The organism is Hyphomicrobium sp. CS1GBMeth3, assembly GCF_900117455.1.
Classification (GTDB): Bacteria; Pseudomonadota; Alphaproteobacteria; order Rhizobiales; family Hyphomicrobiaceae; genus Hyphomicrobium_C.
Genome location: NZ_FPHO01000003.1, coordinates 1,530,069 through 1,551,597 on the forward strand (window position 1 = coordinate 1,530,069; position 21,529 = coordinate 1,551,597).

A 21,529-nucleotide genomic window follows, 5' to 3' on the forward strand; every position below is an offset into this window, starting at 1 on the left:
CGGATGATCGGGCGCGGGCGCGATTTGCGTTCGATTGCGGAGGCGGGCATTAATGGCGCCGCCCGCCGCGGAGCACCGTGGCCCTAACACTTGGAGCCCTTGACTTGCAAGCTCGCACCCTTCGCATTGGCACACGCGGCTCGCCGCTGGCGCTGGCCCAGGCCCATGAGGTGCGCGGCCGCCTGATGGCCGCCCACGGCCTGCCCGAGGAGGCCTTCGAGATCCGAGTCTACAAGACCACGGGCGACACGATCCAGGATCGCCCGCTGGCGGAAGTCGGCGGCAAAGGCCTGTTTACCAAGGAGATCGAGGAGGCTCTGCTGGCCCGCGAAGTCGATCTCGCGGTGCATTCGATGAAGGACATGCAGACCGTGCTGCCGGACGGTCTCGGCATTGGCGCCGTGCTGCCGCGCGAGGATGTGCGCGATGCCTTTATCTCGCTGGCATATGCGTCCCTTGCAGCACTTCCCGAGGGCGCCGTGGTCGGCACGTCAAGCTTGCGCCGTCAGGCCCAGGTCAAGCGCATTCGCCCCGATCTCAAGGTCGTGGGCTTCCGCGGCAACGTGCAGACGCGGCTGCGCAAGCTGGCCGACGGCGTCGCTGATGCAACATTGCTCGCCTGCGCCGGGCTCAATCGCCTCGGCATGGCGGACCGCATCACGGCCCCGATCGAAACCGAAGATGTGCTGCCGGCCGTGGCCCAGGGCGCTATCGCCGTCGAGATCCGCGAGGATGATACCGAAACCGCCCGCCTGATCGCACTTTTGAACCACGAGCCGACAGCGCTCTGCGTCACGGCCGAGCGCGCTTTTCTGACGCGTCTCGAAGGTTCCTGCCGCACACCGATCGCCGGCCTCGCCGAGATCAACGGCGACACCTTGCGCTTCCGTGGCAAGGTCTTCTCACCCGACGGCGAGCGCGGCTTTGATATCGAGCGCGAGGGCCCAGTCGGATCGGCAGCGGCGCTCGGCACGACCGCGGCGGACGCACTTATCGAGCTCGGGGCCGAAACTCTTCTTCCGCAGTCCGCCTGATGCACATCTTGATGACGAGACCGGAGTCCGGGCCTGAGCCCGACCCGCTGCGTGACGCACTGAGGGCCGCCGGCCACCGCATCATGCAGGCGCCACTGCTGTCGGTGACCCTCACGGGAACCATGCCGTCCCTGGAAGGTGCCCAGGCTCTGATCGCAACCAGCCGCAACGGCCTGCGCGCGGTGGCGCCGGTTCCCGGTGCCGCGCTGGAGCTGCCGATATTCGCCGTCGGGCCGGGAACGGCCGCCCTCGCACGCCGCCTCGGCTTCCGCCGCGTCATCGAGGGGCCGGGCACCGGCGCCGAGCTGGCGGAGGTGATCCGCACCGAAGCTGATCCTGTCGCCGGAGCGCTGATACATCTCGCGGGCGATACGCTGGCCTTCGATCTCAAGAGCGCGTTGGCGCCGCTCGGTTTCGAGGTGCGGACCGAAACCGTTTACCGGACGGAAACAGCGCCCGCGCTTCCGACCGAGGTCGCCGATACACTGCGCCGAGACGAATTGGACGCCGTCTTGCTCATGTCACCGCGTACAGCCAGAGTTTACGCGGAGTTAGTGGCTGACCCGTCCCTTGCGGCAGCCGCCCGGCGCCTGCGGCACTTCTGCCTGTCCGAGGCTGTCGCGGGGGAACTCACGCCGCTGGGCCCCGTTAGCGTTACCGTCGCCCGGTTGCCTAACTCGCAAGAAATGCTTGCCCTCATCGCCCGCGAGGCGCCAGACTCACCCTAGGTCCCGCCTTGCCCCCGAGGCCGGCCGCCAAGCCCCTGGAGACCCTGCTCCCATGATCGATAAGCCCGATCCCGCGAAGGATGCTGGCCGCGGCGACGCGGCGGGTGCCAAGCGCCCGCACGCAACCTTGGATCTCAAGGCAACCGAGGTGAAGCCGGCCGCCACATCGGAAACGCCGGCTGCCGACAAGAGCGCGTCTGCCGCGAGCCCTGCAACAAAGCCGGCCGCGTCCGCGTCGTCCTCCTCTGCGGCCGCAGCTTCGAGCGCGTCGCCTGCAGCGACCGCATCGTCGGCATCTTCGCCTGGCGGGAAGCCCGCCGGCTCTGCGGACGCGACTTCCAAGCACTCTCAGCCGGGCAGCACGCCGAAGCAGGAGCCTGCGTCAAAACCGGCGCTGAAAGCGCCTGCCACGGCCGCGAGCGGCGGTGGCAGTTTCCTTTCGCACCTCGCGGCGGGCGTGATCGGCGGCGCGCTCGTCTATGCAGGCGCGGCGTTCCTCGGTCCCGACTGGCTGCCGACAGCCGGCAGCGAGAGCGTGTCCAGTCTCGCCACGCGCATTTCGGCGCTCGAGCAAGTGCCGCGCCAGAGCGCGGACATCGCAGCCATCAACGCCAAGCTCGGCGACGCCGAGGCCCGCCTCGCCAAGCTCGGCGACGCCGAGGCCCGCCTCGCCAAGCTCGACGAGCTGGAGCGCAACGTCGCGGCGCTGAGCGACGCGCAGCGCACGCTGGAAACTGAGACCAAGTCGCTGAGCGCCGCCGCTCAACAAGGTGACGCGGCTGCGAGCGGCGAGCGGCTGGCAAAGCTCGAAGAGCAGCTCAGGTTGATCGCTTCCGGCAACGGAGGAGCGAGCGGCGGCACCCAGCATCTCGCCGCCGTCACGACCAAGATCACCGATGTGGAGGCCGCCGTCGCTTCCGCGCGCCAGGCGGCGGAGGCCGCGACGCTGCGCCTTGAGCGCGAGCTGTCCCAGATCCGCACCGATCAGGCCCGCAGCACGCAGCGTGTGGACACATCCCGCGCCGATGTGGACCGCCTTGGGGCCTCGGTTGAAGCGGTCAAGGAGGAGACCACACGGCTCTCGGGCTCGCTCGGCGAGCTCAGAAGCTCGGTCGATTCGCAGTTGAAGGCGTTCGCCAAGCCTGCCGACGTGACGGCTGCCGTTGGCCCGGTCAACAGCAAGCTCGCCGAGCTTGAGCAGAACGTGCAGACCGTGGTCCAGAGCGAGCAGAGCCGGCGGCAGGATGCCGAACGTATCGTGCTCTCGCTTGAGCTTTCCAACCTGAAGCGCGCGCTCGACCGCGGCCAGGGCTCCGCCTACGCGGCAGAGCTGGAGGAGGTGCGCAAGGCCTCCACAGGTCAGCTCGATCTCGCGCCGCTCGAGCGCTTCAAGGAGACGGGCGTTGCCACGCTCCCCGAGCTCAAGGCGGAGTTCCGTCCGCTCATCAATGCCGTGCTCGACGCCGACGTCGAGCCGGCCGATGGCTCGGTGCTCGACCGGCTGCTGGCCGGCGCCAAAACCGTCGTACGCGTCCGCAAGGTCAGCCACGACGCCAATGACACCAGCACCGAGGCGATCGTCTCGCGCATCGAAGCAGCGCTCGACGCCGGCCGCCTCAATGACGTGATCACGCAAGCCAACGCGCTGCCGCAACGCGCGCGCATCCCGATGGAGGATTGGTTGATCAAGGTCACCGCGCGCGACACCGTCGACCGTGCCATCGCCGATGTGGAAGGCCGTCTCAAGGCCTCCCTGTCCGGCGCCCCGGCCCCCGCCCAGAATTGAGAGGACCGCGAGCGATGACGCGTCTCGTCCTGTTTCTCGTCGGGGTCCTTCTGCTGGCCAGCGGTCTCGCATGGCTGGCCGATCGCCCCGGCTCTCTGTTGATCACGTGGCAGGGCTACGAGATCGAGACCAGCGTCTTCCGCGCGGTCGTGATTTTCGCCGTGCTGATCGGCGCCGCGCTGCTCGTCTGGAGCTTGCTGAGCCAGATCTGGTCCAGCCCCGCCGCGGTGAGCCATTTCCTCACACGTCGCCGCCAGCGCCGTGGCCTCGACGCGCTCTCCTCGGGCATGATCGCCATTGGCGCCGGCGACCGCGCCACCGCCACGCGCTATGCGGTCCAGGCGCGCAAATCGCTGCCCAACGAGCCGCTGACGCATCTCCTGCGCGCCCAGGCCGCGCAGCTTTCCGGCGACAAGGCCACCGCGCGGCGCATCTTCGAAGCCATGCTTGCCGCTCCTGACACCGAGCAGCTCGGACTGCGCGGACTGTTCCTCGAAGCCGGCCGCGAGGGCGAGACGGAAGCGCAGCGCCAGTTCGCCGAGCGGGCGTTGAAGCTCAATCCAAAGCTCTCCTGGCCGGTCGAGGCCCTGTTCGCCATCCAATGCAAGGCGGGCGACTGGGCCGGCGCGCTGGAGACGCTGGCGCTCGCCAAGCGCTATGGCCATGTGGAGCGGCCGGATGCGGATCGCCGTCGCGCGGTGCTGCTCGCCGCCCAGGCCCAGGCACTCGAGGAGGAAGATCCCGAAAGGGCTCTGACGCTGGCGCTCGAGGCGCACGGGCTCGCCCCCTCCCTCATTCCGGCTGCGGCGGTTGCGGGGCGCCTGTTGGCTGCGCGTGGAAACACGCCGCGCGCCGCCAAGATCATGCAGAAAACGTGGGTCAAATCCCCGCATCCGGAACTCGCGACCGCCTATGCCTATGCGCGCATCGGCGACAGCCCGCGCGACCGGCTCGACCGCGTGAAGCACCTGTTCACGCTGAACCCCATGTCGATCGAAAGCTCCATCGCCGTGGCTGTGGCCGCGATCGAGGCCCGAGACTACGACGAAGCGCGCCGCATCCTGCAGCCGTTCCTGGATCAGGGGCTGACGCGGCGGGTCGCGGCGCTCATGGCCCGCGTCGAGGCCGAGGAGAACGGCGACAAGGGCAAGGCGCGCGAGTGGCTCGCCCGCGCCGCCACAGCGCCGCGCGATGCGGCGTGGATTGCCGACGGCGTCATCTCGGATCGCTGGGCACCTGTCTCGCCGGTCACGGGCAAGATCGATTCCTTCGAATGGCGCGTGCCGGCGGACGAGGTCGAGGACGAGGGCCGTATCCTTGGCGCCGAGCTCACCGAGTTCATCGCCTCGAGCGAGCCTGAAACGGTGATCGTCAAAGCAGAGGTCGTCGCCGTCGCAAACGATCAGAAATCCAAGAAGACGGAGGACCTACCCGCCGCGTCGGAGGCCGAACCCGTTGCGCAGGCGGCGCCTGCTCCGAAAGCCGCGACTGCTGTCGCCGACAACGCCGCTGCGCCCTCTCCGGCGTCACCAAAGCCGGCCTCGCGCGCACCCGAGCGCTCCCGGCCCGTCGAGGAACCTCGTATCTTCACGCCGCCCCGCGCCCCTGACGACCCCGGTCCCGAACCCGACGAGACACCGGACATTCGGAACGCGAGCGCCTAGTTGGTCTGTCTGTTCTTTGGGCGGCTGGACGGGGTGTCGCAGATTTGGGCAGAAGATCCCTGCCTGATCCGGATCAATTCGACCAAGGGGCAAGTTGTGGCTAGCTGGCTATTGGTCCCATAATGTAGCCAGAACAATAAACGATCTCCGGGAGGACTATCGATGTCGGATAAGATTTATCCCGTCCCGCCCGCGTGGGCGAGCCGCGCATGGCTCGACAACGCTAAATACAAGGCTCTGTATGAGCGCTCGGTCACCGATCCCGAGGGTTTCTGGGCTGAGAACGGCCGGCGGGTCGACTGGATCAAGCCGTACACCAAGGTCAAGAGCACGACGTTCGGCCCGGATGACGTTTCGATCAAATGGTTCGAGGACGGCACGCTGAACGTTGCCGCCAACTGCGTCGATCGCCATCTCGCGACGCGCGCCGACCAGGTGGCCATCATCTGGGAAGGTGACGACCCGACCGAGGATGCCGCCATCACCTATCGCCAGCTGCACGAGCGCGTGTCGCGCTTTGCCAACGTGCTGAAGGCGCACGGCGTGAAGAAAGGCGACCGCGTCACGATCTATCTGCCGATGATCCCGGAGGCCGCCTACGCCATGCTGGCTGCGGCCCGCATCGGCGCCATTCATTCTGTGGTGTTCGCCGGCTTCTCGCCCGATAGCCTCGCCGGCCGCGTCGAGGACGCGGGTTCGAAGTTCATCATCACCGCCGACGAAGGCCTGCGTGGCGGCAAGACTGTGCCGCTTAAGAAGAACACCGACGAAGCTCTGAAGCGCTGCGCCGAGGGCGATGAGAAGGTTCTCGTCGTGCGCCGCACCGGCAATCCCATTTCATGGACCGGTGGCCGAGACCTGTGGCTGCACGAGGAGATGGAGAAGGTCTCGGCCGACTGTCCGCCGGAAGAGGTGAATGCCGAGGATCCGCTCTTTATCCTCTATACGTCGGGCTCGACGGGCAAGCCGAAGGGCGTTGTACACACGACGGGCGGCTACCTCGTCTACGCGGCGATGACGCACCAGTACGTGTTCGACTATCACGACGGTGATATCTACTGGTGCACGGCCGACGTCGGCTGGGTCACTGGCCACAGCTACATCGTCTATGGTCCGCTCGCCAACGGCGGCACCACGCTGATGTTCGAGGGCGTGCCCACCTATCCCACAGCCTCGCGTTTCTGGAGCGTCGTCGACAAGTGGAAGGTGAACACGTTCTACACGGCACCGACCGCGATCCGCTCGCTCATGGGAGCCGGCGACGACCTCGTGAAGCGCACCGATCGCTCGTCGCTGCGTCTGCTGGGAAGCGTCGGCGAGCCGATCAATCCCGAGGCGTGGGAATGGTACTACCACGTCGTCGGCGAGGAGCGCTGCCCGATCGTCGACACTTGGTGGCAGACCGAGACCGGCGGTATTCTCATCACGCCGTTGCCTGGCGCCATCGCGCAGAAGCCCGGCTCCGCGACGCTGCCGTTCTTCGGCGTGCAGCCCGCCCTCGTCGATGACAAGGGCACGGTCCTCGAAGGTGCTGCGCAAGGCAACCTCGTGCTGCTCGACAGCTGGCCGGGCCAGGCACGCACGCTTTACGGCGACCACGACCGCTTTGTGCAGACCTACTTCAGTACGTATCCAGGCACCTACTTCACGGGTGACGGATGCCGGCGCGACGAGGACGGGTATTACTGGATCACGGGCCGCGTCGACGACGTGATCAACGTCTCCGGCCACCGCATGGGCACCGCCGAGGTCGAGAGCGCGCTCGTTGCGCACCCGAAGGTCGCGGAAGCCGCCGTCGTCGGCTACCCGCACGATCTCAAGGGCCAGGGCATCTATTGCTACGTGACGCTGATCTCCGGTGAGCAGCCGTCGGAAGAGCTGCGCAAGGAGCTGGTGCTGCACGTGCGCCGTGAGATCGGCCCCATCGCCTCGCCGGACGTAGTGCAGTTCGCGCCGGGACTTCCGAAGACGCGTTCGGGCAAGATCATGCGCCGCATCCTGCGCAAGATTGCCGAGGACGAGTTCGGCAGCCTCGGCGACACGTCCACGCTGGCTGATCCGACCGTCGTCGACGACCTGATCTCGAACCGGCAGAACCGCAAGGCGGCAAGCTAAGACGATCGTCACATAAAGCGCAGCGCCCTCGCTCGCCGAGCGAGTGAGGGCTTTTTTGCGCGTTAAGTAAGGCCGCGCTTGCGCAGGAGGCCTTCGACCTCGGGCGGCCGGCCGCGGAACGCCACGTATGCATCCAGCGCATCCTGCTTGTTTCCGGCGGCGTAGATGTGCGTCTTGAGCTTGGTCGCCGTGCGCTTGTCGAACACGTTGCCCGTCTCGACGAAAGCCGCGAATGCATCCGCGTCCATGACCTCGGACCAGAGATAGCTGTAGTAGCCGGCCGCATAGCCGCCGATGATGTGCTGGAAATGCGGGATGCGGTGGCGCGGCACGATCTCCGCCGGCATGCCGATGCGTGCCAGCACCTCGCTCTCGAACGCATCGACATCGAGCCCGGCCGTATCGGAGAGCGAATGCAGCTCGAGGTCGAGCAGCGTCGACGCCGTGTACTCCACTGTCGCGAAGCCCTGGTTGAAGGTGCGCGCCGCCTCGAGCTGGTCGAGCAGCCGCTGCGGCATCGATTTTCCCGTCTCCGCATGCAACGCAAAGCGCTTCAGAACTTCCGGCCGCGACAGCCAGTGCTCGTAGAGCTGCGACGGCAGCTCTACGAAGTCCTGCAGCACGTTGGTCATGGCGAGCGACGGATAGGTCACGTCGGACAAGAGGCCGTGCAACCCGTGGCCCAGCTCGTGGAACAGCGTCCGCGCATCGTCAAACGAGAGCAGCGTCGGCGTGCCGGGCGCGCCGCGCGCCACGCTCATGACGTTGACGACGATGGGGCGTACATTGCCGGCGAGCTTCTGCTGCGTACGGTAGGACGACATCCAGGCGCCGGAGCGCTTGGATGGGCGCGCATAGTAGTCGCCGTAGAAAAGCCCGACGTGCTCGCCGGCTTTCGTCTTCACCTCCCACGCGCGCACGTCCGGATGATAGACGGGAACGTCGTCACGCTCATCGAACACCAGCCCGAATAGGCGTCCAGCCGTGTTGAAGGCGGCTTCAAGAACGTTCTCGAGCTTGAGATACGAGCGCACCTCCGCCTCGTCGAGATCGTAGCGTGCCTTGCGTTCTTTCTCGGCGTAATAGCGCCAGTCCCACGCTGCGATCTTGGCGTTGTCGCCGCCCGCCCGCGCGCGCGCCTGCAACGCATCGCGCTCGGCGCGCGCACTCCTGAGCGCCGCGGGCCATACTTTGTCGAGAAGCTTGCGCACTTCGGCGGACGTGCGCGCCATGGTGTCGTCGAGCGCATAAGCCGCGAAGGTGTCGAAACCGAGCAGGCGCGCAAGCTCCGCGCGCAGTTCCATGATGCGCACGGTGATCTTGCGGTTGTCGGTGGCGCCGCCGAGCTCGCCGCGCTTGATCCAGGCCTTGAAGGCCTCCTCGCGCAGATCGCGCCGCGAGGAAAATTGCAGGAACGGCTCGACGCTCGACCGCGCGAGCGTAATCGCATGCCTGCCGGGTTTTCCGAGTTCGATGGCAGCCTGCGCGGCCGCGGCACGGACAGTGTCGGGCAAGCCGGCGAGATCGCGCTCGCCGTCGAGGATCAAATGCCAAGCCTGTTCGTCGGCGAGAACATTCTGCGTGAACTGGGTGCCGAGCGTCGCCAGCTCCGTATTGATTTCGGCAATGCGCTTGCGCGCCTTGGCATCGAGCTTTGCGCCGGCGCGCACGAAGCTCTTGTAGGTGCGTTCGAGGAGCCGCAGAGCTTCGGCATCGAGGTCGAGCTCCTCGCGGCGCCCGTAATGATCGGCAATGCGCAGGAACAGGCGCCGATTGAGCAGAAGCGCGCTCTGGTGCTTCGCGAGCTTCGGCGCCATGTCGCGCTCGACCGCCTGCAAAGCTTCATTAGTGTCGGCGCTCGCGAGGTTGAAGAAGACGTCCGCCACTTTGCTCAGCAGCGTGCCGCTCTTCTCCAAGGCGATGATCGTGTTGGCGAAGGTCGGCTTCGCCGTGCGTGAGGCGATCTCCGCGATCTCGCGCCGGTGCACGGCTAAGGCCTGGGCGAACGCAGGCTTGAAATGCTGCGGTTTGATCAAATGGAACGGGGGCACCTTGAACGGCGTCCGCCAAGGCGCGAGCAACGGGTTCTGCCGGGTCTTGGTTGCCGCTGTCTTTGCGCCGCTCTTGTTCGCCATCACGCGCCTCGCTTAATCTCAGGGAGAGGCAATCGATAGCGGAACCCCATGCGAAAGACAAAGGGCCGGTTCGCACCGACCCCTTGCCCGAGACGAGAGCAACAATGGGAAGCGTGGCCCCGCCCGACAACCAAGCCCTGACCGGACTGGGGGCTTGGGGGACCCGGTCAGCCAAGGCAGCCGAGCGGAGGTCAACAGATACGAGTCTGATGCTGCATCGGGGCGGACACGCGGCAGCCAAGCGACGTCATTCCGGCGGCACGAAGGATTTTCTGTGCCGCTGGAGTTGTCGTCGAAGGATGGAAAAGAATGGGCCCGGTCCAGGGAGATGGCCTCGGATGGGGGCTTGGGGCTTATCCGAAGGCTGGGGATGGACCGGGCCAATCGCTAATGAAAACCATCATACGGGCCAATGGGGCCCGGCGAGGGAGGTATTGTGGCGGTGCTGTGAAATCTTTGAACCGCGACCGCTTGAAAAAATACGAGGCCGGCGCGATCATAAACGATAGCAGCAGGGAGGCGCCCTTGAGCGAATCCGACCCCATACGTTTCCGCCCGCCCGACACGGGCGCTTCGCCACGGCCTCGCACGCAGCTTAGCCTGGCCTCCTCGGCTCAATCCCGCAGCATCACCCATCCGGTCGTCACGTTCGACCGCGCTGAGCTCGACGCTATCCTTGCGGTCTACGCGCGCAAGGTGGCAGCCGGCGAGTGGCGCGACTACGCCCTCCAGATGGGGCGGGAGAAAGCCGTATTCGCCATCTTCCAGCGCGCGTCGGAGTATCCGCTGTTCCGCGTCGAAAAATGCCCGCGGCTGGCCCGCAGGCAAGGCGAGTACAGCGTTGTGCTGCGCAGCGGCGTCATCCTGAAGCGCGGCCACGAGTTGGCGCGCGTGCTCGCCGCCTGCGAGAGCGTGAAGCTCAGCCACTAGGGCCAAGGCCGGCTGAGGACACTCACGGCGCCCAAACGAAAAGGGCCTCGCGGTGAGCGAGGCCCTTCGTTTCTCTTGGACGGGTATCCGTCTTACTCGCGGTCGCCGAGCAGCGTCAGCAGGTTGACGAACAGGCCCACGAAGTCCTGGTAGAGCGACAGGGCGCCGAGGATAGAAGCCTTGGCGGCCGCCTCGGCATTGCCGGCGACCTCGTAGTAGACGTCCTTGATGCGCTGCGTGTCGTAGGCCGTGAGGCCGGCGAACACGAGCACGCCGATGACCGAGATCGCAAACTGCATAGCGCTCGACTGCATGAAGATGTTCACGACCGCGGCGATGATGACGCCGATCAGGCCCATGAACAGGAACGAGCCCCAGCCCGAGATGTCACGCTTCGTCGTGTAGCCCCAGACGCTGAGGGCCGCGAAGGTGGCCGCCGTGATGAAGAACACGTTGGCGATCGAGCTGCCGGTGTAGACGAGCAGCAGCGACGACAGCGACGCACCGACCAGCGCGGCGTAGATCCAGAACGAGGTCTGGGCGGCCGCCGGGCTCATCGAGCTGGCACGGAAGGCGAAGAAAAACACGAACGCGATCGGAGCCAGGAAGAGCAGCCAGCGGAGCGGGCTCGTGTAGAGCGCGACGCCGAATGCGGTCAGCGCTTGGCCGTTCGGCAACGTGGCGGCGGCGGACGCCGGGTCAGTGGTAACGGCCATTGAATAGATCAGGTAGGCGACGATGCCGGTCAGGGCGACGCCGGCCGCCATGTAATTGTAAACGCCCAGCATGTACGCGCGCAGACCTTCGTCGACATCGGCGCGGCCGACGGTCGTCGATTGCGAATATCTGCTGTCAAACTGTGCCATAGTGTTCTGAGTCCCCTTAAAGACTTCTAGCGCAAACCGAATTTGCCCAGGGCATGTTGGATCAGGTGCAGTCCTTTTCAAGGCACGTCCTGATCACCGGGCACTTAGCGGCTTATATAGGTCAATTCGGTCAGAATGTTAATGTGGATTGTCCCTTAGGGTCCAGCGAAATACTTAGGGTAATTTACCGAGTGAAAAGAAGAAGCGTGCGAACAACTAGCCCGACCTGAGTATGGCGGCGGGTCTCGCTCGGAGCACGGCCCAGGTTCCGAGCGAGCCGAATAGCAGCACGAGCCCGATCGCCAGCGCCAACGCCCGGGTCACCGCTTCGACGCTGAAGGTGAACGGGATCCGCATCACCTGTTCGACGGCGATCCAGGCAGCAAGAGCCCCGAGTCCGGATGCGAACGCCCCCGCGATGAGCGCGAGCAGCAGGTATTCGAGCACGTGGGACGTCAGCACGCGCCGGCGCGTGGCCCCCAGCACCTTGAGCACGACCGCTTCGAGAATGCGCCGGCGCTGAGCCGTGGCCAGCGCACCGGCGAGCACGAGCGCGCCCGCGATCAGGGTCACAGCCCCGGCAACCCGGATCGCCACCATCACCTTCTCGAAAATGGCCGTAACGGCATTGAGCGCGTCTTTGACCCGGATGACGGTGACCGACGGGAAAGCCTTGCCGATCGCCCGGCCGAGCCCGGCTTCGGTCTCCGTGGCAACACCGTCCGGCAGGCTGACGGTTGCCAGCAGATTGTGTGGCGCGGCCCGCAGCGCGTTCGACGAGAACACCATGACGAAGTTGAGCCTCAGGCTTTCCCACTTCACCTCGCGCAAGTTGGCGATGCGCGCCGTGAGATTGCGCCCCAGCACATTGACGGTTACCTCGTCGCCGATTCCGACACCGAGGTGGCCTGCAAGATCGCGCTCGAAGGAGACGAGCGGCTCGCCGGCATAGTCCGCGGGCCACCAATCGCCCTCGACCAGCGTCGATCCCTCCGGCAGCGTATCCGCATAGGTAATGCCACGGTCGCCGTTGAGCACCCACTGCGCCTCAGCCGGCGGCTTGATCTCTTCCACCTTGCGGCCCTTGAGCGTGACGAGCCGCCCGCGCAACATGGGCGCCTCGACGACGTGCGCGCCGGGCGCCGCCTGCTCCACGACGCGGATGAGATTTTGCGCCTCCGGCCTCGGCACATCGAGCAGGAAGTGGCTTGGGGCCTTCTGCGGCAGGCGGCTCGTCAATTCGTTGACGAGCGACGCATCGGCGAGCGCCACTGCAACCAGAAGAGAAAGCCCGGCGCCGAGCGAGATGACGACCGAGCGCGTGAGTCCGCCGGGCGCACCGAGGTTGCCGATCGCGAGCGACAGCTCCGGCCACCTGGGCCGCGGCACCCTCCGGGCAAAATTCGTGACCAGCGTGCCGAGCCCGGTGAAGACCAGAAATACGAGAACCAGCGCGCCACAGAAATAGACCGCGATGCGCAGCGATTCCGCCATCGCAAGGACGAAACCGAGCAGCGTCACCGCGATGAGCGCTGTCGCCACGATGACGCCGCGCCGTGGCCAGATACGTTCCGGCGCCACCTCGTCGCGAAACAGCACGCTAGGCTTGATCAGCTCGGCGCGCCCCAGCGGCCACAGCGTGAACAAAAGCGCCACCAGTAATCCATAGGTAACGCTCGCCAGAATGCTCCCCGCGGAATACGTGAGATCCGCCTTGATCGGCAGCTGGTCTCCGTAGGCTGAGATCAGGAAATATGGCGCCGCAAGGCCGACCGCGAGCCCGATCACAACGCCGATCAGCGCAATGACCAGCACCTGAATCAGGAATATCGAAAGAACGACGCGGCTGGTGGCGCCGACGGTCTTCATCGTGGCAATGACGTTGCGCCGCCGGTCGATGAACGTCGCAACCGCATTCGCAATGCCGACGCCGCCCACAAGCAGCGAAGCAAGGCCGAGGAAGGTCAGGAACTGGCGCAGGCGATCGAGCGTGCGGGTCACCTGGGGTGAGGGGTCGCGCCGGTCGGCCATGACGAAGCCCGATTCCGAAAGCTCCGCTTTCGCGACGCTGCGGAACTGCGCGAGATCGATTGCCCGTCCGGCGGAATCCGGGTCGAGCTTTACCGCGTAGCGCCAGCGCGCGAGCGTGCCCGGCTGCACCAGCTCGGATTTCTCAAGCGTCGCGTGCGAGACGAACACGCGCGGCCCGTAGGTCAGACGATCGGCAACCGCGTCAGGCTCGGAGACGAGCGTTGCCATCACCGTGGCCTCGGTCTCGCCGATCCGCATCTTGTCGCCGATCTTGAGGCCGAGCTGGCTCAGGAGCACGGGATCGGCAACGGCTCCGTCGGGTGCGGCCATCGCTTCGGCGAATGGCGCGCCCTTGACATCGACGGCTCCCGCGAGCGGATAGGCGCCGTCCACCGCCTTGATTTCGACAAGTGCCTGCTCTTCGCCGTCGAGCCGGCGCGCCATCGTCCTGAGCGTCGCCTGCTCGCTGACGCGGCCGTGCGCTTCGATCCATTTGCGCTCCGCATCCGTGGCGCGGGTATGCATGCGCGAGAATGTGGCATCGCCGCCGAGGATGATCTCACCCTGCCGCTCGAAACCGGCGGTAAGTGCATCAGAAAGCGAGCTGACCGTCGCGATGACGGCGACGCCGAGCGCGACGCACGCCATGAAAATGTAGAAGCCGTGCAGACCGGCGCGCAGCTCTTTGAGCGCGATTCCGAGAAGGCGCGAAACCGCCAGGCCCGATCGCGTACGCGAGCCCGCGATGTCAATGTCGGTCGTCGCGGTCGTCATGCAGCCACCACGGGGTATTCGTCAGCTATGATCTTGCCGTCGGCCATGCGGATCGTGCGCTCGCATTGCTGAGCTAGGCGTTCATCGTGCGTCACCATGACCAACGTGGCGCCGCTCTTGCGCTTGAGGCCGAACAGGAGATCGACGACTTGCCGACCGGTGTTGCCGTCGAGATTACCGGTGGGCTCGTCCGCGAGCAGGAGCTTCGGTTGCGGGGCGAGCGCCCGCGCCAGCGCCACGCGCTGCTGCTCGCCGCCTGAAAGCTGAGCCGGAAAATGATCGATGCGCACGCCGAGCCCGACGTCCGAAAGCAACGTCCGCGCCCGCTCGCGTGCATTCGCATGCCCCGCGAATTCCAGCGGCAACGCCACGTTCTCGAGCGCCGTCATGGTCGGGATCAGATGGAACGATTGGAAGACGATACCGATGTCTTCCCCGCGGGTCAGCGCCATGCGGTCTTCGTCGAGAGCATTGAAATCGCGCCCGGCAACGTGCACATCCCCGCTAGTGGCTCGTTCCAACCCGGCAAGGACCATGAGCAAGGACGTCTTTCCTGAGCCTGATGGCCCGACGATGGCAAGCGACTGTCCGCGCGCCACATCGAGGCTGATACCTTTGAGGATCTCGACCAGGCCGGCGCGGCTTTCGAGGTTGAGCCGGACGTCGGTCAGTTGGATGATCGGCTGGGGCACGAGGAAAGGCTCCGTATGGGGCGCAAAATCGCGAACGGGCGGGTGCAACAGTGTCGAAGCGCGGTGAGGCAAAAAAATGAAGGCAAAGCAGGGTGCTTCGACCTTCCTCCGTCACATGGTGAGATGGATGGCACTCGTCAACCTCTGGCTCGCGGCCAGTGTTGGCGGCGCGATGGCTGCTGATGAGGCAGCGCCCGTGCGCATCGTCGCCTTCGGCGACAGTCTGACCGCGGGCTACATGCTTGCCCCGAGCGAAGCCTTTCCTGAGCAACTTGCCAAAGCGTTGAAGGCGAAGGGCCACGCGGTCGAGATCGCAAATGCTGGCGTTTCGGGCGACACGACGGCAGCCGGCCTCGAGCGCTTCGATTGGGCCATCCCCGAGGGAACCGAGGCTGTAATCGTTGAGCTTGGCGCCAACGACGCCTTGCGCGGCATCGATCCCGACGTGACGCGCGCCAACCTCGACACGATCCTCACTAAGATCCGTGGACGAAACATCGACGTGCTGATCGCCGGCATGAGGGCGCCGAAGAACTACGGCAAGGATTACGAGGTGCGCTACGAGAGCATCTTCAGCGACCTCGCCGAGAAGCACGGCGCCCTGCTCTATCCGTTCTTCCTTGAAGGTGTTGCCATGGATGCCAAGCTCAACATGCAGGACGGCCTGCACCCGACCGGCCCCGGCGTCGGCGTCATCGTCGAGGGCATCCTGCACAAGGTCGAGGAGCTGATCGGCCGCGTGCGCGAGCGGCGCACCGACGCCTCGAAATCCTGATTGGGATCAATTGCCATGCCGCGCCTCTTCACCGGCATTCCGCTGCCGCCGTCGCTGGCTGAAAGGCTTGCCGACTTTGCGATGCCGCTCGCGGGCGCGCGCTGGATCGAGCCCGAGAACATGCACATCACGCTGCGCTTCGCGGGCGACATCGACAATCCGACGGCGGATGCGTTCCATGCGGCACTCGCCTCCATTGACGAGCCCGCCTTCGAGCTGCGTCTCGCGGGCTTCGGGGCCTTCGGCGGCCAGCAGCCGCGCTCGTTGTGGGCGGGGGTAGCGGACAACCCTTGGCTCGACGCGCTCGCGCGCGCCAACGATCGCGCCGCCCGTAACGCCGGCCTCAAGCCCGAGAAGCACTCGTTTCGCCCGCATGTGACGCTGGCGCGTTTGAAGGGCACTCGTCCCGAGGCGGTCGCGCGGGCGCTGGGAGCGCTCGGTGCTTTCACCAGCCCGCCGTTTCAGGTCGAGAGCTTCGCGCTGCTCTCCTCACGCCCGAAAGTCGGCGGCGGCCCGTATGTCGTGGAGGACACGTTCCAGCTCCGCGGCGGCGACTACGCCGGCAACTGGACTGGCTGACATTTTGGGCTCTTCGCCATTGGCTGTGCGGTGAGGGCCCTGCACGAGTTTCGAAGCATTCGGGAAATCGGTCCCGGATCCCGCCCCACCAGGAGGACGGGAATTGCGCGCGCAGGCCAGCCGACTGGGCTATAGAACACGAACCACAAGCCCGGGATGGGGGACACGCCGTGCAGGATACCGCAGCTGAAACGGGGGTGCAGAAGCCGGCCCCGCTGCGCGCCCTCGTCTCCTGGGTGCTCTTCGACTGGGCCGCGCAGCCCTATTACACGCTCGTCCTGACGTTTCTGTTCGCGCCGTACTTCGCCAACGCCGTCGCGCCGACACCGGCCGATGGCCAAGCGCTGTGGGGCTACGCAGCAGCGGCGGCTGGCGTGCTCATCGCGCTCGGCAGCCCATTCCTCGGCGCCGTCGCGGATGGCCGGGGACGGCGCAAGCCCTGGATGGCGCTGTTCTCGCTCCTGCTTGTCGGCGCTCTCGCCTTGCTGTGGTTCGCGGTGCCCGGCGCCGACACGACGACGATCGCCCTCGTCCTTATCGCCTTCGTCATCGCGACGGCGATGGCCGAGTTCACGACCGTTTTCACCAACGCAATCATGCCGAGCCTCGTCCCCGCGAGCCAGCTCGGACGCTTGTCTGGCACGGGCTGGGCGGTCGGCTATGCCGGCGGACTCCTGAGCCTCGCCGTCATGGCAGGTTTAGTGGTGGCGGACCCTAACACGGGTCGCACGTTGCTCGGTATCGAGCCGGTGCTGGCGCTCGACTCCGCTGCGCGCGAGGGTGACCGCCTCGTCGGTCCATTCGCAGCGCTTTGGTACGCGCTGTTCATGATCCCGTTCTTCCTGTTCGTTCCCGACAGGCGGCCCGAGGTGCGCCTTGCCTCGGCGCGTCCGCCGCTGACCGAGCTGTGGGAGACGATCCGCGGGTTGCCGTCTGATCGCGATATGCTGCTGTTTCTCGTGGCACGCATGCTCTATGCGGACGGACTGGCCGCCATCTTCGCCTTCGGCGGCATCTACGGCGCGGCGGTATTCGGCTGGGGCGCGATGGAGCTAGGGCTGTTCGGCATCGTGCTGACGTTGACCGGCGTGTTCGGCGCGCTGATCGGCGGCGTGCTGGATGACCGCGTCGGCTCGAAAACGGTCATCATCGTCTCGCTGTTGCTGCTGCTCGTCGGCGCTTTCGGAATCCTGTCGGTCGATCGCGAGCACGTGCTGTTCGTGAGCGAGGTTACGCCGAAGGAGGCCGGCTCCGCGCCATTCTCGTCCGCGGGCGAGCGCGTGTTCCTCCTCTTCGCGACCATCGTCGGTCTCGTCGCCGCGCCGGTGCAGGCGGCGAGTCGCGCGCTTCTCGCGCGCCTCGCGCCGCCCGAGAAGATGACGCAGTACTTCGGTCTGTTCGCCTTCTCCGGCAAAGTGACCGCGTTCCTGGCGCCGTTGCTCGTTGCCATCGTCACGCAGGTATCGAGCAGCCAGCGCATCGGCATGGCCTCGATCGCCGTATTCCTGATCGCTGGCTTGGTCCTGATGCTTGGCGTCCGCACACGTTCGCGCGGTTAGCCGTCATTTCTCGGCATCGCCGCGTCTGGCGACCATGAACCATGCCGGTCCACTCTGTGGGTCATGCCACACGCTCTGCCACCGAAAGCCGGCCTTCTCGTAGGCGCGCACGGCCCGTTCGTTCCTGACCGATGGAAAGACGCAAACGGCGACCGCAAGCGTCGTCGCGAACACCTCGTCGCGCAAGAGCCGCAGCGCCACCTGTCCGACTCCCTTGCCGCGATGCTTCTCCGTCGCAACGAAGAGATCGAGGTCCCACGTGCCGGGCTCAAGCTCGTCGGGAAGGTTGTCACCCCACAGCGTCGCGTCGACCGCGTGGGCGTATCCAACAGGCTCGCCGTCGGCCTCAATGAGACGGCAGATCGCGTGCTCGGCCCCGAGTGCCAGATTGACCTCCGCTTCCGTCGCCGTGACTGGTCCCCACCAGTCCTGAATATCTGGTCGTGCAAGCCAGCGGCGGATGAGGGTGAAATCGGCGCGCGTCGCCGGCCGCAGCGTGATGCGCGGGGCCTCGGCCATCAGTGCCGGAAGTGGCGCATGCCGGTCAGCACCATCGCGAGACCGGCTTCGTCCGCGGCGCGGATCACCTCCTCGTCGCGCAGCGATCCGCCCGGCTGGATGACCGCCCTGGCCCCGGCTTCCGCCGCCGAAAGCAGTCCGTCCGCGAACGGGAAAAACGCATCCGAGGCAACCGCCGAGCCCTTGATGTCGAGCCCGGCCATCTCGGCCTTGATCGCAGCGATGCGCGAGGAATTGACCCGGCTCATTTGCCCGGCGCCGATGCCGATCGTCGCGCCGTCCTTCGCGTAGACGATGGCGTTCGACTTGACGAACTTCGCCACCTTCCAGGCGAACAACAGATCCGCCATCTCCGCCGGCGTCGGCTGCCGCTTGCTGACCACTTGCAGGCCCTCGTAGAGCGCGAGGTCCGCATCCTGCACGAGAAGGCCGCCCGCCACAGTGCGCGCGTCGAGACGCGGCGTCGCCGCCAGCGGCCAGGCGCCGGTGACGAGCAGGCGCACGTTCTTCTTGGTCGCAATTGCGTCCTTGGCGTCGTCCGTCACCGACGGCGCCAGAATGACCTCGACGAACTGCCGCTCCACGATCTTGGCCGCCGTGGCGCCGTCCAGTTCACGGTTGAAGGCGATGATGCCACCAAAGGCAGACTCTGGATCCGTGCGATAGGCGAGGTCGTAGGCGTCGCTGATCGTATCGGCTTCCGCCACGCCGCACGGGTTGGCGTGCTTGACGATGACGCATGCCGCCTTGTCGGAGAACGATTTTACGCACTCGAGCGCCGCGTCGCTGTCGCCGATGTTGTTGTAGGACAGCTCCTTGCCGAGGAGCTGGCGCGCGCCCGCAACGGTGCCGGGCTCGGCATCGCGCGCCACATAGAACGCGCCCTTCTGATGCGGGTTCTCGCCGTAGCGCATGTCGATCGCCTTGCGGTATTGCAACGAGAACGTTGGCGGGAAGCCAGTCGCCGAGCCGTCCTCGCTATTCGCGACAGCACCGAGCCAATTGCTGATCGCGCCATCGTATGCCGCCGTCCGTGCATAGGCTTTCGCCGCCATGCGCTTGCGGAACGCGGGTGTCGTCTTGCCGCTGTTGGCGCGCATCTCGGCGAGCAAGGCGTCGTAGTCAGCCCTGTCGACGATCACCGTCACCGAGGCGTGGTTCTTGGCCGCGGCGCGGATCATGGCCGGCCCGCCGATGTCGATGTTCTCGACGCAATCGTCGAACGAGGCACCCTTCGCGAGCGTCTCCTCGAATGGATAGAGGTTGACCACAAGCAGGTCGATGGCGGCGATGCCGTGCTCCTCGGCTGCTGCGATATGCTCGGCGTTGCCACGCACGGCGAGCAGGCCGCCGTGGATTGCCGGGTGCAGCGTCTTCACGCGCCCGTCGAGCATCTCGGGAAAGCCCGTGACGTCCGCCACGTCCTGGACGGCAAACCCGGCGCCCTTGAGCTTCGCAGCCGTGCCGCCCGTCGAGATCAGCGTCACGTTCCACTCGGCAAGCGCGTGAGCGAGGTCATCGAGGCCGGTCTTGTCCGAGAGCGAGATTAGCGCGCGCCGGATTCTCGGATTGGGGTCTTTCATGGGGCGTCTTCCCTTGAACGCTTTTGTCTTATGTCTGATGGCCGTCCTGGCCCTCAAGGACCCAGCGGACTTCGGTCTCGCCGAATGTCGCGCCGCGCGCCACGATCTGTAGCGAACGCCGCGGCCCTGCGGAATCGGCAAAATAGGTACTTTCCTCAATGGCGAGCCGCGCGCCCTCGAGGCTTAACCACCAGGTCTCCCCATTTGCGAGTTCGATGATGGCGATGCTGGGGTTGTCTCCCCGGCGGCAGCGCACGGCCGGGTGCAGGTGGAAATGGATCGAGAACGGGATGTCCTGGCGGAGCCGCAACGTCCCGCTGCTGCCGGCCAGTCGGTCGATCCCGAGCAGCCGGCCCCCGGTCGGCGACAGCGCCAGCGTCCGGCGATGCACCAGGCCGAAGCGGCGCACGTAGCCGTCATGCTGCGCCGTGACCTCGAGGGAGCCGTCGTGCGCCTCGAGCCTGTGAGAGACCTCGTCCGGGAAGCGGATCGGCGGCCCGCCGACCAGCTCTTCGAGCGATCTGTGCCGGATCAGCTTCGATGACGACTTCTCACCGAGGCAGAGCGTGTTGTGGCTGGCGGTAGCGCGCGACGCGGCCCGCCATTCCGCATTGGCGGACGAGGGCGCGCCACCGTTGACGAGCATAAGAGACGTGCCGACGCTGAGCTCGAACGAGAGGCAGCCCGCGTGCGCTTCCGCCGCAGACTCGAGTGGCGGCGGCTGGCCTGCGTCGAGGATCAGGATCGAGGTACCGCGCTCAAGCCGCACGTACTTGGAAGCGGGCGCACTGACGGGGATCACGCCAGGGTTGTCGTCATAGACGAGAACGGTTGCAAGCCCGGCGGGCGAGGCGACGCCCATGCCGTTGAAGCGCGCCAGCATGCCGTCGCCCATGCGCATGTACTTCAACATCCCGAGCATGGCTTTGAGAGCGCGCGCAAACTGTGGCGGCGTGGTGCGGCTGCGCGCGGCGAAGCATTGGCCAAGCGGCAGAAGATCAAGGATCAACTCGACCAGGATGCCGGGATTGCGCCCGATGTGTCCGCCGTCCGGCAGGATCTGCCGCTCGAGCTCGCCGACGAACAGCTTCTCCGTCTCCGGCACCTGCCCCTCGTGTCCCGAGATGCAGAGCTGCGAAAGCAGGAGCGCCAGCAGAGAGACGAGCCTTGGATAGCCGCTCGGGCTCGAGCGCCAGCCCGCAGCCAGCCGCACGAGCTGGATGCCGATGCTTTCCGTGATGATCTCGTAGGTGTCGGGGTCCGCATCCTCGAGCAGAAGGCTCGAATGCGAAATCCAGGAGATCAGCCGCCGCCCCGTGACATGCGGCTCCCACGCAATGCCCCCGCCCCCGCGATGGCGCATGGCCCACTCCGACGCGAGAAGCTGCGCCATCTCGCGCGCCTCGGGGCGGTCCACCGCGTCCAGATGTCGAAGCCAGGCGAAGCCGTGCAGTGCCCGCTCCCAGCCCTGGCTTGGCGGTACGATGTCGAACGGCGAGACATCGTCCGCAAGCGCCACCGCCCCGGCCAATCCGAAGTGGCCGACTTCGACCTCATCCCAGAAGCTCGGATCGGCGGTCCTCAGATCCTGCGGCACGATGAGAAGCTGCTCGGCCGAGGACGCACCGAATTGCCAGCGGAACGGCGGGGAGTAGAGCACGGACGAAATCGCCTCGCGCCGCAGACGGTCTGCAGCGAGATGCGTAATGCGAATGCGTTCCGAGATCTTGAGGCGCGCCATGCTTCTCCGGGCCGAGTG

At 66.2% G+C, this 21,529-nt stretch carries 16 protein-coding genes; 9 read left to right on the plus strand and 7 right to left on the minus strand.

Annotated features, from left to right (window positions below; all coding sequences use genetic code 11):
* Window positions 1-104 precede the first annotated feature (104 nt).
* The 5 genes from hemC to acs all read left to right on the plus strand — a co-directional run bounded on the left by hemC (window position 105) and on the right by acs (window position 7,327).
* The gene (gene hemC, locus CS1GBM3_RS14540) at window positions 105-1,034 is read left to right on the plus strand and encodes a hydroxymethylbilane synthase (RefSeq protein ID WP_072396169.1); all 930 of its coding nucleotides are present in this window, start codon (window positions 105-107) and stop codon (window positions 1,032-1,034) included.
* An 11-nt stretch (window positions 1,035-1,045) separates the two neighbouring features.
* A complete protein-coding gene (locus CS1GBM3_RS14545; RefSeq protein ID WP_171946502.1) occupies window positions 1,046-1,762 on the plus strand; it encodes a uroporphyrinogen-III synthase in 717 nt (238 codons plus the stop codon).
* A 52-nt stretch (window positions 1,763-1,814) separates the two neighbouring features.
* Window positions 1,815-3,548, plus strand: coding sequence for a COG4223 family protein (locus CS1GBM3_RS14550; protein WP_072396173.1), 1,734 nt, complete (start codon window positions 1,815-1,817; stop codon window positions 3,546-3,548).
* 14 nt (window positions 3,549-3,562) lie between these two features.
* Window positions 3,563-5,212, plus strand: coding sequence for a heme biosynthesis protein HemY (locus tag CS1GBM3_RS14555; RefSeq protein ID WP_072396175.1), 1,650 nt, complete (start codon window positions 3,563-3,565; stop codon window positions 5,210-5,212).
* 162 nt (window positions 5,213-5,374) lie between these two features.
* On the plus strand, window positions 5,375-7,327 hold the full coding sequence (gene acs / locus CS1GBM3_RS14560) for an acetate--CoA ligase (RefSeq protein WP_072396177.1): 1,953 nt from the start codon (window positions 5,375-5,377) through the stop codon (window positions 7,325-7,327).
* A 62-nt stretch (window positions 7,328-7,389) separates the two neighbouring features.
* Here acs and CS1GBM3_RS14565 read toward each other — a convergent pair whose 3' ends face one another.
* Window positions 7,390-9,462 (minus strand): M3 family metallopeptidase, encoded by a 2,073-nt coding sequence (locus CS1GBM3_RS14565; RefSeq protein WP_072396179.1) that lies wholly within the window; start codon window positions 9,460-9,462, stop codon window positions 7,390-7,392.
* A 600-nt stretch (window positions 9,463-10,062) separates the two neighbouring features.
* Here CS1GBM3_RS14565 and CS1GBM3_RS20170 point away from each other — a divergent pair.
* A complete protein-coding gene (locus CS1GBM3_RS20170; protein ID WP_072397530.1) occupies window positions 10,063-10,392 on the plus strand; it encodes a DUF2794 domain-containing protein in 330 nt (109 codons plus the stop codon).
* A 92-nt stretch (window positions 10,393-10,484) separates the two neighbouring features.
* Here the strand turns inward: CS1GBM3_RS20170 and CS1GBM3_RS14575 are convergent, their stop codons facing one another.
* The 3 genes from CS1GBM3_RS14575 to CS1GBM3_RS14585 all read right to left on the minus strand — a co-directional run bounded on the left by CS1GBM3_RS14575 (window position 10,485) and on the right by CS1GBM3_RS14585 (window position 14,755).
* Window positions 10,485-11,258, minus strand: a complete 774-nt coding sequence (locus CS1GBM3_RS14575) for a Bax inhibitor-1/YccA family protein (RefSeq protein WP_072396181.1) — start codon at window positions 11,256-11,258, stop codon at window positions 10,485-10,487.
* A gap of 216 nt (window positions 11,259-11,474) precedes the next feature.
* Window positions 11,475-14,063: an ABC transporter permease gene (locus tag CS1GBM3_RS14580; RefSeq protein WP_072396183.1), complete on the minus strand. Its 2,589-nt coding sequence runs from the start codon at window positions 14,061-14,063 to the stop codon at window positions 11,475-11,477.
* A complete protein-coding gene (locus CS1GBM3_RS14585) occupies window positions 14,060-14,755 on the minus strand; it encodes an ABC transporter ATP-binding protein (RefSeq protein WP_072396185.1) in 696 nt (231 codons plus the stop codon). The genes CS1GBM3_RS14580 and CS1GBM3_RS14585 overlap by 4 nt, the downstream gene beginning before the upstream one ends.
* 76 nt (window positions 14,756-14,831) lie before the next feature.
* On the opposite strand from CS1GBM3_RS14585, the gene CS1GBM3_RS14590 reads away from it, so the two are divergent.
* From CS1GBM3_RS14590 to CS1GBM3_RS14600, 3 genes are all read left to right on the plus strand, one after another.
* Window positions 14,832-15,530, plus strand: coding sequence for an arylesterase (locus CS1GBM3_RS14590; RefSeq protein ID WP_072396187.1), 699 nt, complete (start codon window positions 14,832-14,834; stop codon window positions 15,528-15,530).
* A 15-nt stretch (window positions 15,531-15,545) separates the two neighbouring features.
* On the plus strand, window positions 15,546-16,109 hold the full coding sequence (thpR, locus tag CS1GBM3_RS14595; protein ID WP_072396189.1) for an RNA 2',3'-cyclic phosphodiesterase: 564 nt from the start codon (window positions 15,546-15,548) through the stop codon (window positions 16,107-16,109).
* 170 nt (window positions 16,110-16,279) lie between these two features.
* Window positions 16,280-17,668: an MFS transporter gene (locus CS1GBM3_RS14600; RefSeq protein ID WP_072396191.1), complete on the plus strand. Its 1,389-nt coding sequence runs from the start codon at window positions 16,280-16,282 to the stop codon at window positions 17,666-17,668.
* 3 nt (window positions 17,669-17,671) lie between these two features.
* On the opposite strand, the gene CS1GBM3_RS14605 is transcribed toward CS1GBM3_RS14600, so the two are convergent.
* Genes CS1GBM3_RS14605 through CS1GBM3_RS14615 form a run of 3 tightly spaced genes read right to left on the minus strand, consistent with a single transcriptional unit; the run spans window position 17,672 to window position 21,511 of the window.
* On the minus strand, window positions 17,672-18,187 hold the full coding sequence (locus tag CS1GBM3_RS14605; protein WP_072396193.1) for a GNAT family N-acetyltransferase: 516 nt from the start codon (window positions 18,185-18,187) through the stop codon (window positions 17,672-17,674).
* Window positions 18,187-19,770: a bifunctional phosphoribosylaminoimidazolecarboxamide formyltransferase/IMP cyclohydrolase gene (purH, locus tag CS1GBM3_RS14610; RefSeq protein ID WP_072396194.1), complete on the minus strand. Its 1,584-nt coding sequence runs from the start codon at window positions 19,768-19,770 to the stop codon at window positions 18,187-18,189. The genes CS1GBM3_RS14605 and purH overlap by 1 nt, the downstream gene beginning before the upstream one ends.
* Window positions 19,771-19,798: 28 nt before the next feature.
* Window positions 19,799-21,511 (minus strand): heparinase II/III family protein, encoded by a 1,713-nt coding sequence (locus tag CS1GBM3_RS14615; RefSeq protein ID WP_072396195.1) that lies wholly within the window; start codon window positions 21,509-21,511, stop codon window positions 19,799-19,801.
* Window positions 21,512-21,529 lie beyond the last annotated feature (18 nt).

Excerpts from the sequence above, each read along its gene's own strand:
- CS1GBM3_RS14605 (WP_072396193.1), bottom strand. The coding sequence starts at position 18,187 with ATGGCCGAGGCCCCGCGCATCACGCTGCGGCCGGCGACGCGCGCCGAT.
- CS1GBM3_RS14565 (WP_072396179.1), bottom strand. The coding sequence starts at position 9,462 with ATGGCGAACAAGAGCGGCGCAAAGACAGCGGCAACCAAGACCCGGCAG.
- CS1GBM3_RS14550 (WP_072396173.1), top strand. The coding sequence starts at position 1,815 with ATGATCGATAAGCCCGATCCCGCGAAGGATGCTGGCCGCGGCGACGCG.
- CS1GBM3_RS14615 (WP_072396195.1), bottom strand. The coding sequence starts at position 21,511 with ATGGCGCGCCTCAAGATCTCGGAACGCATTCGCATTACGCATCTCGCT.
- CS1GBM3_RS14580 (WP_072396183.1), bottom strand. The coding sequence starts at position 14,063 with ATGACGACCGCGACGACCGACATTGACATCGCGGGCTCGCGTACGCGA.
- CS1GBM3_RS14545 (WP_171946502.1), top strand. The coding sequence starts at position 1,046 with ATGACGAGACCGGAGTCCGGGCCTGAGCCCGACCCGCTGCGTGACGCA.
- purH (WP_072396194.1), bottom strand. The coding sequence starts at position 19,770 with ATGAAAGACCCCAATCCGAGAATCCGGCGCGCGCTAATCTCGCTCTCG.
- CS1GBM3_RS14575 (WP_072396181.1), bottom strand. The coding sequence starts at position 11,258 with ATGGCACAGTTTGACAGCAGATATTCGCAATCGACGACCGTCGGCCGC.
- acs (WP_072396177.1), top strand. The coding sequence starts at position 5,375 with ATGTCGGATAAGATTTATCCCGTCCCGCCCGCGTGGGCGAGCCGCGCA.
- CS1GBM3_RS14555 (WP_072396175.1), top strand. The coding sequence starts at position 3,563 with ATGACGCGTCTCGTCCTGTTTCTCGTCGGGGTCCTTCTGCTGGCCAGC.
- thpR (WP_072396189.1), top strand. The coding sequence starts at position 15,546 with ATGCCGCGCCTCTTCACCGGCATTCCGCTGCCGCCGTCGCTGGCTGAA.
- CS1GBM3_RS14590 (WP_072396187.1), top strand. The coding sequence starts at position 14,832 with ATGAAGGCAAAGCAGGGTGCTTCGACCTTCCTCCGTCACATGGTGAGA.